Origin of the sequence: Scytonema sp. PCC 10023 (assembly GCF_963920835.1) — a bacterium.
Lineage (GTDB): Bacteria > Cyanobacteriota > Cyanobacteriia > Cyanobacteriales > Nostocaceae > Kalymmatonema.
The window spans coordinates 13005-25423 of sequence record NZ_CAWUDP010000072.1 but is presented as its reverse complement, the minus strand read 5'-3'; the positions used below and the strand labels follow the sequence as shown (position 1 = coordinate 25423).

16 protein-coding genes and 1 pseudogene are annotated in these 12419 nt (G+C 42.9%); 3 read left to right on the top strand and 14 right to left on the bottom strand.

The window, feature by feature from the left end; all coding sequences use genetic code 11:
- Positions 1–193 precede the first annotated feature (193 nt).
- Entirely contained in the window at positions 194–1222 is a 1029-nt protein-coding gene (locus ACM0OZ_RS33560; protein ID WP_414587165.1) for an RNA-guided endonuclease TnpB family protein, read from the bottom strand.
- Positions 1223–1241: 19 nt separating this feature from the next.
- Positions 1242–1934, bottom strand: coding sequence for a hypothetical protein (locus ACM0OZ_RS33555; RefSeq protein ID WP_414587164.1), 693 nt, complete (start codon positions 1932–1934; stop codon positions 1242–1244).
- Between ACM0OZ_RS33555 and tnpA the strand changes: the two genes are divergently transcribed.
- Together tnpA and ACM0OZ_RS33545 are read left to right on the top strand one after the other, a co-directional pair.
- A complete protein-coding gene (gene tnpA / locus ACM0OZ_RS33550) occupies positions 1909–2307 on the top strand; it encodes an IS200/IS605 family transposase (protein WP_414587163.1) in 399 nt (132 codons plus the stop codon). The two genes, ACM0OZ_RS33555 and tnpA, sit on opposite strands and share 26 nt — an antisense overlap.
- A 492-nt stretch (positions 2308–2799) precedes the next feature.
- A pseudogene (locus ACM0OZ_RS33545) lies at positions 2800–3814 on the top strand (transposase).
- Positions 3815–3938: 124 nt separating this feature from the next.
- Here ACM0OZ_RS33545 and ACM0OZ_RS33540 read toward each other — a convergent pair.
- On the bottom strand, positions 3939–4301 hold the full coding sequence (locus ACM0OZ_RS33540; RefSeq protein ID WP_414587162.1) for a helix-turn-helix domain-containing protein: 363 nt from the start codon (positions 4299–4301) through the stop codon (positions 3939–3941).
- A gap of 223 nt (positions 4302–4524) precedes the next feature.
- On the opposite strand from ACM0OZ_RS33540, the gene ACM0OZ_RS33535 reads away from it, so the two are divergent.
- A complete protein-coding gene (locus ACM0OZ_RS33535; RefSeq protein WP_414587161.1) occupies positions 4525–4992 on the top strand; it encodes a hypothetical protein in 468 nt (155 codons plus the stop codon).
- Between the two features lie 43 nt (positions 4993–5035).
- Here the strand turns inward: ACM0OZ_RS33535 and prfA are convergent, their stop codons facing one another.
- From prfA to infA, 11 genes are all read right to left on the bottom strand, one after another.
- Complete coding sequence (prfA, locus tag ACM0OZ_RS33530; protein WP_414587160.1) at positions 5036–6136, bottom strand: peptide chain release factor 1; 1101 nt, start codon at positions 6134–6136, stop codon at positions 5036–5038.
- Between the two features lie 104 nt (positions 6137–6240).
- Complete coding sequence (gene rpmE, locus ACM0OZ_RS33525; RefSeq protein ID WP_073629566.1) at positions 6241–6483, bottom strand: 50S ribosomal protein L31; 243 nt, start codon at positions 6481–6483, stop codon at positions 6241–6243.
- Between the two features lie 399 nt (positions 6484–6882).
- A complete protein-coding gene (rpsI, locus tag ACM0OZ_RS33520) occupies positions 6883–7299 on the bottom strand; it encodes a 30S ribosomal protein S9 (RefSeq protein ID WP_414587159.1) in 417 nt (138 codons plus the stop codon).
- Positions 7299–7760 (bottom strand): 50S ribosomal protein L13, encoded by a 462-nt coding sequence (gene rplM / locus ACM0OZ_RS33515; protein WP_073629570.1) that lies wholly within the window; start codon positions 7758–7760, stop codon positions 7299–7301. The genes rpsI and rplM overlap by 1 nt, the downstream gene beginning before the upstream one ends.
- Positions 7761–7866: 106 nt before the next feature.
- A complete protein-coding gene (gene truA, locus ACM0OZ_RS33510; RefSeq protein ID WP_414587179.1) occupies positions 7867–8694 on the bottom strand; it encodes a tRNA pseudouridine(38-40) synthase TruA in 828 nt (275 codons plus the stop codon).
- 107 nt (positions 8695–8801) lie between these two features.
- Positions 8802–9152, bottom strand: a complete 351-nt coding sequence (rplQ, locus tag ACM0OZ_RS33505; protein WP_073629572.1) for a 50S ribosomal protein L17 — start codon at positions 9150–9152, stop codon at positions 8802–8804.
- Between the two features lie 39 nt (positions 9153–9191).
- Positions 9192–10139, bottom strand: a complete 948-nt coding sequence (locus tag ACM0OZ_RS33500) for a DNA-directed RNA polymerase subunit alpha (protein ID WP_073629574.1) — start codon at positions 10137–10139, stop codon at positions 9192–9194.
- A gap of 350 nt (positions 10140–10489) precedes the next feature.
- Positions 10490–10888 (bottom strand): 30S ribosomal protein S11, encoded by a 399-nt coding sequence (rpsK, locus tag ACM0OZ_RS33495; protein WP_041036056.1) that lies wholly within the window; start codon positions 10886–10888, stop codon positions 10490–10492.
- Positions 10889–10942: 54 nt separating this feature from the next.
- A complete protein-coding gene (gene rpsM, locus ACM0OZ_RS33490) occupies positions 10943–11323 on the bottom strand; it encodes a 30S ribosomal protein S13 (RefSeq protein ID WP_041036058.1) in 381 nt (126 codons plus the stop codon).
- 106 nt (positions 11324–11429) lie between these two features.
- Positions 11430–11543, bottom strand: coding sequence for a 50S ribosomal protein L36 (rpmJ, locus tag ACM0OZ_RS33485; RefSeq protein ID WP_071599794.1), 114 nt, complete (start codon positions 11541–11543; stop codon positions 11430–11432).
- A gap of 470 nt (positions 11544–12013) precedes the next feature.
- The gene (infA, locus tag ACM0OZ_RS33480) at positions 12014–12238 is read right to left on the bottom strand and encodes a translation initiation factor IF-1 (protein ID WP_006276978.1); all 225 of its coding nucleotides are present in this window, start codon (positions 12236–12238) and stop codon (positions 12014–12016) included.
- Positions 12239–12419: the final 181 nt, after the last annotated feature.

Sequence of the window (12419 nt, the reverse complement as noted above, 5' to 3'; positions counted from 1 at the left end):
TATCTGGCTAACCTTTTCCAGCTTAAAGCAGAACCGCTCTACCGGGCAATCAGGACACGGGGGTTCAGACTCGCTTACTACTCTCGCGGTTTAAATCGACGCTTTCATGTCTCCAAAAAGAACAGCTCCGTCCTTGGGACAAATCCCTACATGAAAACTTTCCTGATTCTTTATCCAGAAATTATCCGCTGAACTACCCCCTGCCTTTAGGCATGGGGTACCAACTTGCTGTGCAAGTTTCGTTTACCCTTACAGGTTCCGACTCCTCACAAGCTATTGGATTATTGCACATCAACTCTGTCCCACCAATGGTAGGAGACTTTGGACTAACCTCGGTTCTCGTTGATTGATTTGACCGTTTCTGCCAACCGTGCAACAAAGATTGTTCCATCCCTAACCAACCATCTCTGGCTAGCTGGATTGACAGAGTTTCTGTTTTTGGGTCAACGTAACGACTCAGATAAGCAGATAAAATATCACGTTGCATTTTCAAACCGCATTCAGAGCAGTTATGCACTCGTTGAGATAATGATTTTTTCTGCTTATTACCACACAAACAAGTTTGAGACAGTGCAGTATACCTCGTCGAAAACATTAGAACTTGACCACCAGCATTTTCAGCTTTGCGTTTTAGTTCGGATTGAAAACTTGATGGGGACTTAAAGCTTATGGACTTACCCCAATTTTTTTGCCATGCTTTAACCGAAACTTTCTCAGCTTTTATATTCTTGCCGAGTTTTAAAGTTTGGTTAACTAGCTTGCCATGTAAGGACTTACGGTAAGCAGCTTGTTTACGTTCTATTTCACGTTTCTTAGCTACAGTCTTTTTATAGCAATTTGACTTATTCCAACGCTTTTTACCTTTTTTAACTGTACCGTTGGAGTTGAAATTATCAGGATTACCAGCACGACGTTGCCTATTTAGCTTACGTTGTAGTTTTCTAACTTCTTTTTGTTTTGAAGTTAATTCCATAGCAAAGGGAGTCCAGATAGTCTCACTATCCCCAACAATAGCTACAGTACTAACGCCTAAATCAATTCCAACCGTGCCATCATTGACGATATTTTTAGGCTTTTGATAGGGTATCCCTTCACAAATTAACTGTGCAAACCAGTAAAGTTTTTGATTAAGAATACGACGTACTAAGCGAACATATTTAATCTTTGAGTTTAAACCGTGCAGAATTACAGGGTCGTTATTAATGATGGCTTTTAGCTTCAACCCAGACCATTCAACACCATTACCAGTAAGCGCGAATACCTTGCTTATTGGTTTTACCTTCTAGAGATGCAAATTGACCTTTTTGCTTAAATCTTACCTTTCTAGCCTTACCAAACGCCATTTTTTCTAAAGCTTTAAAAGCCCTAGTAGCTATTTTTTGAATGGTATTAGCATCAAGGTGAGTTTTAATCCAAACACTAGCTATTGCTGTTTTATTTGCAAAAGCTTGTAAGTCATAATCGCTAAAACGGTAAGACTCTCTGGGTTTTTGAAATACTGTTGACGCATTGTCCCCTAGAAAATGAGCCAGCCTTTGTTTTGTTGATCTGTCGGCGTAGTCGGGTACTCGTTGTAGTAAGGCTGGCTCATTTTCTTTACGTGGAAGACCTCGTGACCGTTCTTTTTTATTAGCTTTGTTAATAGCCTTAGCCTGTCGGTAAAGCTTAGAATTACGAAATAATTCTAGTCTGGTTTTACCTTCAGACAATACAGCATTATAAAGTTGTCGCCCTGCCTCACATCTTGCAGCAAGTACAGACAAATCTCTAGAAGTCGCAATTAATGGTATTTCTGTGACAAAACTGGTAGTAGTTGCTGCCAAAAGTAAATCACCCCCTTGTGGTTGCTTTATTAGTTTTCTACATCCTATCATATAGATACGACATAGAAAAATATGGTTACAGAAAATGTCTGAAAAATTTAAATCAAACAATAATATCGTTTACTCATGCAAATACCATGTTATTTTCTGCCCAAAATACCGCAGAAAGGTATTAGTTAATGCCGTTGCATCTAGGCTAAAAGAATTAATCGCTCAAATAGCTATTGAGATTAAAGTTGAAATCTTAGAGATGGAGATAATGCCAGACCATGTGCATCTATTAATTGAAGTAGACCCCCAATTTGGGGTACATAAAGCTGTGAAAAGATTTAAAGGGGCTACTTCTAGATATTTGAGGTTAGAGTTTCCTGAATTAAAAAGCAGACTTCCATCTTTGTGGACTAATTCTTACTTTGTTTCAACAGTAGGAGGCGCACCACTGGATGTAATTAAAATGTACATTCAAAACCAAAAAGAAACTTGACGGCGATTAAAATCGCCCCCGCCTAGCCCCCATAAATAGAATTTAGGGGCTACCCCGGCGCGGTTATTCTGGTGTACTTTCAACCGTGGATTCTGGAAAAAACATTGCAGTTTAAGCATAACTTTCTAGATATTGCTATCTATGTATCTCATCACTGCTGAAATTATTATAACACGGCAATTAAAATTGCTCGTGTCAGCTTTGGGCCCCGATTTAAAAATGCGGGGCTACCAGCTATCCCGTGATTTTAAGGTGTATTCACTGCTGGGTTGTTACTCACAGGACTTACGCAACTGGCACAGGCGATCGCTACATTTCAGTACATATGTATTGTAGGGGTGACGCAACTGGCACAGGCGATCGCATTTATATAGTATTTCCGTACTATCCAAGAGAGGCTTGCTAAAATTAGTAACAGTGATCGCCTGTGTGAAGCTTTCTTCAAATCATGAGAAAATCAGTTGAGGATGCGTAAAATAAATTCTCTAGTTTCTGAGATTTACTAAGCTTAACTATTGCCAGTATTTGTTAAGTAGTCAAATTAATTATACTGTGACAAATTTGGCAGAACACTTAGAACATATTAGTCATGATAAAATTAACCGCTATCTGAAAAATGAGAGGCTAACACCACGGTTGCTTTGGGATAATGTTAAAAATATCATCCAAGTGAGTCATAGTGCATATCTAGTTTTTGATGACACAGTAATTGATAAAAGGTACGCCACAGAAATAGAGACAAGCAAACGGCAATATAGTGGTAACCAACATGGTGTTATCCAAGGAATTGGGCTAGTAAATTGTATATATGTCAATCATGAGATTGGAAAGTTTTGGGTAGTTGATTATCGCATTTTTGATCCAGACACAGATGGTAAATCAAAGATAGACCATGTGACAGAAATGCTGCAAAACCTTGTGTATCATAAGGATTTACCGTTCCAGTCCGTCTTAATGGACAGTTGGTATGCGACAAATAAATTGATGTTATATATTGATGATTTAGGAAAATATTATTATTGCCCTCTGAAACGTAATCGACTCGTTGATGATACAGTCGGTCAAAAAGATTATCAAAGAATTGAATTGTTATCTTGGGATAAACAGGAGTTAAAATCAGGTAAAATAGTTAAAATAAAAAAGTTCCCTCAAGCTAAAAAAGTGAAGCTCTTCCGGGTGACTGTCTCAACCGACAGAACGGACTTTATCGCTACAAACGATTTATCTCTAGATTCTACGGACGTTGTGCAAAAAGTGTGTAAGGTTCGATGGAAGATTGAGGAGTTTCATAGAGAATTAAAGCAATTGACTGGTATTGAATCATCTTAATGCCGTAAGGGGTCGTATCCAAAGAAATCATATTGCCTGCGCTATTTTAGTCTGGCTTAGGCTCAAATATTTAGCTTATAACACTGGTCAAACAATCTATCAAATTAAGCATGGATTGTTATCAAATTATTTAGTTCAGCAACTGAAACGCCCGGATGTTTCCATGTTTATCGCTTAGTTGTTTGGCGTGTGGCGCGGTTACACCGCGCCATTGCTTGTGACACTTGCGTAAGTCCTGACTCAACTTTAATTACAAGTTTGCTTGTCATTCTATAAGGTATCACTTAATTCCAAACAAATATTCAACTCGCCTTAGCTTCATCGCCTGACGCCTCAACAGCAGCAGCCAATCTATCCATTACGGCTCTACCAATTATCGCCACTTCATTCAATGGCATAGACTTGATGTGCTTCACTATCTGGTTTACATCTGAGGATTGTGGCAATGGCTTCACACCCAGGTAATTGAGCAGTTCCTCCATCGTGTAGCCTGCTCTTGCTGCAATATTAGCCAAATTCTGTGTATCTGGAATAGATTCTCCCTTTTCCCACAACTGTACAGCAGTAGCAGAAACTCCCAACAGCTTCCCAAAAGCTCGCTGACTCATAGAAGCACGAGCCATTTTCACTACTTCAATCAGTTTCTTTCTAGCCTCTAGATCCACTGTTGTACTATTTGTTGGGCTGCACTTAACCAGTTTACTTTCTCAAATATAAATTTTTGTTTAGCTCTTTACAAGTTTACTTGCCAAAACTGTATTATACTTAAACTTGTAATTGATAAGATTACTTGTAATGTGAGCCAGAAAATATAGCCTGACTCTTTCATTTTAGCTTGGAACTGATAGAAAACGTAGCTCTGCAGTCAAGTAACACCAGAGTGTAATCATGGTTCGGAACAAACCCCAGATTCGTCAATATCGTCGCAAAGGTCAAAGCTTAATTGCTGCCAATAAAATTAAACCAGAAAAATGGCACATTTCCAACACTGAGGCAAAAGAAACACTGCAAGCACAAGGCTGTAACGTAAAAGAAATTAAGAAAATCCGCTGTTTAACCCATCAAGTGTGTATTTCTTACTGGGATGAAAAAGGTAACGTGTGCAGTGGGTTTTTTAGCTACAGAATTTTTAGCCGTTGGCAAATAGAAGTAGAAAAGTTAATTGAGCGCTGTCAAACTTTGAAGGAATGGTGTCACTTGAATCATGTCATGCAGTATGAATTTGCTTATTATCCATATCCTAAAAATATTGATAATGCACTCCACAAGACATTAGAAAACCGCCTGTGTGTGTTAGAGGGAACAACACAACAGGCGGTCTTCCAAGATATTGAAAGCCAAGTGGTTAGTCGTTAATGGTAAAAAACTCATAATTAACAACTAACAACAAACTTAAAGATTAATTACTAGCGCCAGAAGCGGCGAGTTCCGCTAACCGTTCTTGCTGGTCTTGAGAAATACAAGCCTGAATCACAGACTCAAGTTCGCCTTCAAGAAATGAGTTGAGCGAATAGTTTTGACCTAAACGATGGTCGGTGACGCGGTTATCTTTGTAGTTGTAAGTGCGAATCTTTTCAGAACGCGACCCTGTACCTACTTGCGATCGCCGCATAGAAGTCACAGCTTCCTGTTGTTCGCGTAACTTCATTTCATACAACTTTGCCCGCAAGATTTGCATTGCCCGTTCTTTGTTTTGCAACTGGCTGCGTTCTTCGGTACAGAAAATGCGGATACCAGTAGGTTTGTGGTACAAGTCAGCCGCTGTTTCTACCTTGTTGACGTTTTGTCCACCAGCACCCCCGGAACGAGCTGTACTCATTTCAATATCCTTCGGGTCGATATGGATTTCTACGTCATCCACTTCTGGCATGATCGCTACAGTTGCTGTTGAAGTGTGAACCCGTCCTCCTGCTTCGGTGACAGGTACGCGCTGTACCCGATGCACACCAGCTTCAAACTTCAGCTTGCTGTAAACGTTATCACCCTGAATTTCCAAAATCGCTTCTTTGAAGCCGCCCATTTCCGCTAGGGACTCGCTCACAAGCTTCACTTTCCAACCCTGGACATCAGCATATCGCGAGTACATACGTACTAAATCACCCGCCCAGATACTTGCTTCATCACCGCCTGTACCTGCACGAATTTCTAGCATGATGTTTTTATCATCATTGGGGTCACGCGGTAGGAGCAATATCTTCAGGCGATTTTCTAGGTATTCTATTTTTTGCTCAAGTTCTTGAACTTCCAGGGCTGCCATTTCTTGCAGTTCTGGATCGCCTTGAGCTTCTTTTAGCACCTGACGCGCCCCGATGAATTCTTCCTGAGCCGTTTTCCAGGTTTCATAAGTATCTACGACTTCTTCCAAAGAAGAGCGTGCCTTTGCGATTGTTTGATACTCATCAGGGTTTTTGGCAGTATCGGGGTCAGCAAGGCGACGAGTCAATTCATTAAAAGTTTGTTCAACGGATTTTAATTTCTCCAGCAGATATGTTTCAGCCATGACGAATGCAGCGCTCCTTAAAAAATAGCAAATTGGCTTGAGCATTAAATACAACAATCGACCCGGCTGATGCAGGGTCGTCGTTAACAGCTAAAGCCAGCCCGCTACTTTTTCCTTCTGCCGCCTTTCGATTGACCACCTTCGCTCATGCCGTATTTACGGAGGAAGCGTTCTACGCGACCTTCGGTGTCAATAATCTTCTGAGTACCTGTGTAGAATGGGTGGTTTCCAGACCAAACATCTACATGCAGTTCTGGCTTAGTGGAGCCGACGGTCATCACAAGTTGACCATTGCAGTAAACTTTTGCCTCTGGATACCACTGGGGATGAATCTCTGGTTTAGCCATTTTTCCTTCCGTGGTTTCTATATATATTTTGACACTCTCCGCGCTAAAGCAACGGAGATTCTTAAAACATCGCTGTCTTAATATCCTGATTTCTCAGGTTCCCAGGCTCACCACGTTTGCCACAAGGGCGTGGTGATATCTCCTCAAGGTTCTTTCGGGCGTAGACTTTCCCCCAGTCAGTCCGGGGGTAGGTTTTTAAATCTTGTACTGATCTAAATATTTTAGCATATCTGACCCAAGCTTGAAGGCTACGGGGCGCAGCTTTCATCCCTGGCGCTACTTGCACGGGGTTTTCAGCCAGCCCTCCTTATAACTTCTGGCTTGGCGTCGAGAAGAGGGACTGGCGACTGGAGATTGGCGATTAGGCAAGAATTTTCCCAATACCTAATCGCCACTGGCTTAACGCTTAGAGTACTGAGGTGCTTTGCGAGCCTTGTGCAAACCGTATTTTTTACGCTCCTTCGCCCGTGGATCACGAGTCAGGTAGCCTTCGGTTTTTAAAGGGGGACGGTTTTCTGGGTCAAGTTGGCACAGGGCGCGGGCGACTCCCAAACGAACAGCATCTGATTGTCCGGTTAAACCGCCGCCTTCAGCTTTTACGATAATGTCGTATTCGTTTTCCAAACCTAGAGTGTCTAGAGGTGCTTTGGCAACAGAGAGGTAGTTAGGGTTGAATTGGAAGTAAAGGTCTCCTGGTTTGCCATTAACAATCAATTGTCCGGTACCAGGAACTAAGCGTACCCGCGCTATTGCGTTTTTACGACGACCTGTGCCCCAGTACATGGCACGACCGCTATCAGTGTCTGTTGCTTGCATTAGTTTTGTACTCCTGGAATTGTCTGAATCTTTAACTCTTTTGGTTGCTGTGCTGTATGGGGATGAGTGGGTCCGGCGTAGACTTTTAGCTTAGTAAACAACTGCCTTCCCAAGCTATTTTTCGGTAACATGCCTTTGATAGCATGTTCCACAATCCGTTCTGGCAAACGTTGTTGCAGCTTGTCAAAGGTTTCAGTCTTCATACCGCCGGGACGACCGGAGTGACGACGGTAAACCTTTTGAGTGCGCTTTTTACCTGTGACTTCGACTTTTTCAGCATTTACAACGATCACGAAGTCACCTGTGTCCAAGTGAGGGGTGTATTCGGGTTTATTTTTCCCTCTAAGAATGATGGCGATTTCGCTTGCTAGGCGACCTAGACGTTGGTCAGTAGCGTCTACTATGTACCAATTGCGCTCAAGAGTATCTTGAGGAGGAAGGTATGTTTTGTCGTTTGTCATTTGTCCTTTGTCCTTTGTCATTTGTCATTTGTCTTTTGTCTTTTGTCTTTTGTCTTTTGTTATTTGTTGTTAGTTGTTCTACTAACGACCAAGCACTCACAAATAACTAATAACCAAAGACTAATTTGGGTTGGGCGTCAAACCAAATCTTTGGGGGAAAGGGGAAATCAGGATAGCCGACTCGCAACAAGCATAAGCCGTGAGGGGGTGCGGCATATTTCACTTCTTGGCGGCGTTGATGTTTCCAAAGGTCCGTGAAGTCAGCGACTGTCCGCTGTCCGGAACCAACCTGTACGAGCATCCCCACCAACAACCGCACCATACCATACAAAAATCCATTTGCTTGAATTTCAATATGAAGAAATGGTCCGGTGCGATAGCACTCTGCTGCTTGTATTTCTACCCAGGAATCCTTGCGACTTGAGTTTGCTCGGTGAAAAGCAGCCAGATCATGGTGTCCAATCAGAGGTTTGAGTGCTGAGAGGATGAGAGATTCATCGAGGGGTGCATGATAATAATGCCAACTAAAGGGTCTGGCAAACAAGTTCGGTAGGTCTTCAGTATAAAGCGTATAACGATACCGTCTATAAGTAGCACTAAAGCGAGCATGCCAATTTTTACTCACTTGTGCGGAAGCTCGAATCAGTATATCTTTGGGCAAATAGCTGTTAAGAATGGTTGCCCATTTGTGAGCTGGTATCATACTCGTGGCATTAAAATGTGCCACTTGAGCAGCAGCGTGAACTCCAGCATCAGTTCGTCCCGCACCGTGCAGTGTCGTTGGATGACCGAGTAGATGAGAAATAACTTTTTCTATCTCTTCTTGGACAGTGCGATGTTGCGCTTGCCGTTGCCAGCCATGAAAATGAGTGCCCAGGTATTGAATTACCAGGGCGACTCTATAAGTTGGTGTCAGCTGGGGGCAATCTAACATACAGTTAATGGTCATTGGTCATTAGTCATTAATCATTAGTCGCGAATCAGGGACTACTAGACACATGAGAAACGACACATGACCAAATCCTAAAATCCAAAATAGAATTAGACGAGCTCGAGGATTGCCATCTCAGAATTATCACCCCGACGAGGTACGGTATGCAGAATCCGGGTATAACCTCCTTGGCGATTACCATACCGAGTGGGAACTTGCTCAAACAGAGCATGAACCAGTTCTTTGTCGTATATGTAGCCCAGGGCTTGACGGCGTGCTGCTAGAGAACCGTCTTTGGCTAGAGTAATCATTTTGTCTACTTCGGAGCGTACCACCTTAGCTCGGGCTAAAGTGGTAGTGATTCGTCCATGACGGATGACTTCAGTGGTAAGCGATCGCAACAGGGCGCGGCGCTGGTCAGCTGGTTTGCTGAGTTTTTTAATCCCACAACGGTGACGCATAATTATGCACTACAAATTAAAATTATCTAAGGTTTTGTCTTAGGTGTGTTTGGAAGCTCTTTCAGTCGGCAGGGTAATTCCCAAGCGTCGCTGTAAAGCTTCAACGACCTCTTCAGCTGACTTCTGACCGAAGTTTTTAATTTCTAACAGATCCTCTTGGGTGTAATCCAACAAGTCAGCAACAGAGTTAACTTGTGCCCGTTTGAGACAGTTATAGGCTCGCACAGAAAGTTGCAACTCTTCAATTGGAATTTGGGCAGTTGGATCCTCTGAGACTTCTGCGCCTATATCCGGTGTATCAAGCGAGATATCTTTCAACGGATTGAATAGATCCACCAGGATAGTAGCGGCAGAAGAGAGTGCTTCTTGGGGGCTTAGACTGCCATTTGTCCAAACTTCCAACAGCAGACGGTCTTTTGGTATCCCAGTATCTCCACGGGTTTCCTCAACGCTGTAGTTCACTTTCCGCACTGGCATAAATACCGAGTCGATTTGCAGAAAGTCCAAAGATGTGGCTTCTTCACGACTCCGTTCTACAGTGCGATATCCTTTGCCTCTTTCAATCCGAAACTCCATTTCCAGCTTGCCACCTTCAGCTATGGTGGCTACATACTGAGTCGGATCGATGACTTCGACTTCACTTGGCAAATCAAAATGTGCCGCAGTAACTGTTGTTGGACCTGTAACGAGTAAGCGACCAATCTGGGGTTGAGCAGAATAGCTTTTGAGGATGACTTCCTTCATTTTCATTAGGATTTCCAGCACGTCTTCCCGTACGCCCGAAACTGTGGCAAACTCGTGTGAAACGCCCGCAATCCGAACTGCTGTGACTGCTGTACCCTCTAGGTTAGACAGTAAAACCCGTCTCAGGGCATTGCCAACTGTCGTTCCTTGACCACGCTCTAGAGGTTCCAAGACAAATTTACTGTAGTGGCTCCTATTTTCCTCAGAATTTGACTCTACACATTCAATTTGAAACTGCGCCACGGAGTAGCCTCCCTTGTTATAAGGTCTTGCTAGCAGGGAAAATCCTTGCCTCGTCGGACACTTGGTTGCGGCGAAAACCGTCTTTCCCAGTGTCCTCGCTTTTTTGACTTAATGCCCTGTTGAGCTACTTTGGTCTATCAAACTGTATTTTCCGATGGCGGTGAAGTTTGAATCCCCAAAGAGTCAGCGGGCGCTAATAGTGTTTTGGGTTGTTTAAAGTTTTGAGTTTCTTGCAGAGGTTGGTTGATGTTAGTGAAGGAAACTCCCCGGAAATGGGGGTATCCTCCATAATTTTCTGCAACGAAGGCGATCTTCAAACTCTTTGCCCTCACCACCCAATCATGTTGTATCTATACTCGGCGGCGTTTGGGCGGACGGCAACCATTATGAGGAATCGGGGTAATATCCCGAATCAGCGTGATTTCCAGTCCTGCTCCTTGGAGTGCTCGGATAGCCGTTTCTCGACCTGCTCCTGGACCTGAAACCATAACTTCAATTTGGCGCATCCCTTGGTCGATCGCTCGACGTGCTGCACTTTCCGCTGCGGTCTGTGCTGCAAAAGGAGTTCCCTTCTTTGCTCCCTTAAAACCGCTAGAGCCAGCACTTGCCCAGGAGATGACATCCCCATTTTGATCGGTAATGGTGACAATGCTATTGTTGAAAGTAGACTGGATGTAACCCAGCCCATTTGGGACGTTGCGTTTTTGCTTTTTGCTTCCGGATTTTTTGTTGCTTTGCTGTCGCGCCATATTACACTCAGTTAAATTAAGATTAAGTATTGCTGAAGATAGGCAAAGAAAAAATTATTTGGATGGTGCTTTCTTCTTACCTGCCACTGTCTGCCGTCTTCCTCGACGAGTTCTGGCATTAGTACGAGTTCTTTGTCCTCTGACTGGTAATCCCATCCGGTGACGGCGACCCCTATAGGTGCCAATGTCGATTAAGCGCTTGATGTTCATTGCCTCCCAGCGCCTTAGATCACCTTCTACTTGGTAGTTGCTTTCTATTTCTCCGCGCAGGGCTGCTACATCAGCATCGCTCAGGTCTTTAACACGGGTATCAGGGTTAACAGACGTAGCCTCTAAAATCTCTTTCGACAGAGATAACCCTATTCCATAAATGTAAGTGAGACCGATTTCAACGCGTTTGTCACGTGGAAGGTCTACTCCGGCAATACGTGCCACAACAATCTCCCTATTTCTAAAAGCTAGTGGTGTAAATGTTTGTCAGTTAGCAGTCAACAGTTATCAGATGACGCACTGGCTATGACTGTTAACTATAAATGCTGTGTTATCCTTGACGCTGCTTATGCTTGGGATTCACACAAATCACCATGACGCGACCACGACGTCTAATCACGGTACACTTTTCACAGATTTTCTTGACAGAGGCTCTGACTTTCATCGCTTTTCTTTTGACTCCAAATGGTGAATTATAACATTTTAGGGTAAATTAATCACTAAAAATCATCGGAAAAACAAAAAAAAATGTTTTATGGTATTATTTCTTACATATATTTACTTTTGTCACATTTGATCTCTCATTTGACTTTTGGTTATATCGTTGTGTTTGAAGCTAATTTTGAGGCGATGGCACAGAGCGCAGCCCCAAAGGGGCATCGCAAGAAATTCTAGTGTCGAAGGCAACTGCGTTTTTGCTATTGCTCAGGCAATCACTGTTGGAAAAAGTTCCTTACGTCTGATACTTTGATGCCTTGGTAAATTAGGACATGAGAGTCATTGTTCACATCGACGCCCAAAATTTCATAAAGGATACCGTCACGAGGTCATACCTGAGTAACAGTAACTTCTATTTGAATCGCATCTTGGTTAATCAATAATTGATTTGCCTCCTGTAAAGAGTTTGAGAATTGCCTATTTTTTACGTAATCGATAGGTAATTCTACCTTTTGTCAAGTCGTAAGGTGTCAGTTCTACTTTGACGCGATCGCCAGGTAAAATTTTGATATAGTTACGGCGAATCTTGCCAGAAATGTGAGCCAAGACATTGAAGCCGTTATCTAGATCAACGCGAAACATTGCATTTGGCAGGGACTCTGTGACCGTGCCTTCCATTTCAATCAAATCTTGCTTAGACAAGTTTTTTCCTCAACTCAACAGTCTCCTGGTTTGTTGCAGCTTTTTGTCGCCTGCTAAAAACATATTTCGGAGAATATATCAACAGTTTATTAATATATCTTATCCAATCTTGACATAGATCTGTCGGGACAGGGAACAGGGAACAAGCGACAGGGAAAAACCTGTTACCTCAAACTTGTAA

Excerpts from the sequence above, each read along its gene's own strand:
- tnpA (WP_414587163.1), top strand. The coding sequence starts at position 1,909 with ATGTCTGAAAAATTTAAATCAAACAATAATATCGTTTACTCATGCAAA.
- ACM0OZ_RS33535 (WP_414587161.1), top strand. The coding sequence starts at position 4,525 with ATGGTTCGGAACAAACCCCAGATTCGTCAATATCGTCGCAAAGGTCAA.
- prfA (WP_414587160.1), bottom strand. The coding sequence starts at position 6,136 with ATGGCTGAAACATATCTGCTGGAGAAATTAAAATCCGTTGAACAAACT.
- rpmE (WP_073629566.1), bottom strand. The coding sequence starts at position 6,483 with ATGGCTAAACCAGAGATTCATCCCCAGTGGTATCCAGAGGCAAAAGTT.
- rpsI (WP_414587159.1), bottom strand. The coding sequence starts at position 7,299 with ATGCAAGCAACAGACACTGATAGCGGTCGTGCCATGTACTGGGGCACA.
- rplM (WP_073629570.1), bottom strand. The coding sequence starts at position 7,760 with ATGACAAACGACAAAACATACCTTCCTCCTCAAGATACTCTTGAGCGC.
- truA (WP_414587179.1), bottom strand. The coding sequence starts at position 8,694 with ATGTTAGATTGCCCCCAGCTGACACCAACTTATAGAGTCGCCCTGGTA.
- rplQ (WP_073629572.1), bottom strand. The coding sequence starts at position 9,152 with ATGCGTCACCGTTGTGGGATTAAAAAACTCAGCAAACCAGCTGACCAG.
- rpsK (WP_041036056.1), bottom strand. The coding sequence starts at position 10,888 with ATGGCGCGACAGCAAAGCAACAAAAAATCCGGAAGCAAAAAGCAAAAA.
- rpmJ (WP_071599794.1), bottom strand. The coding sequence starts at position 11,543 with ATGAAAGTCAGAGCCTCTGTCAAGAAAATCTGTGAAAAGTGTACCGTG.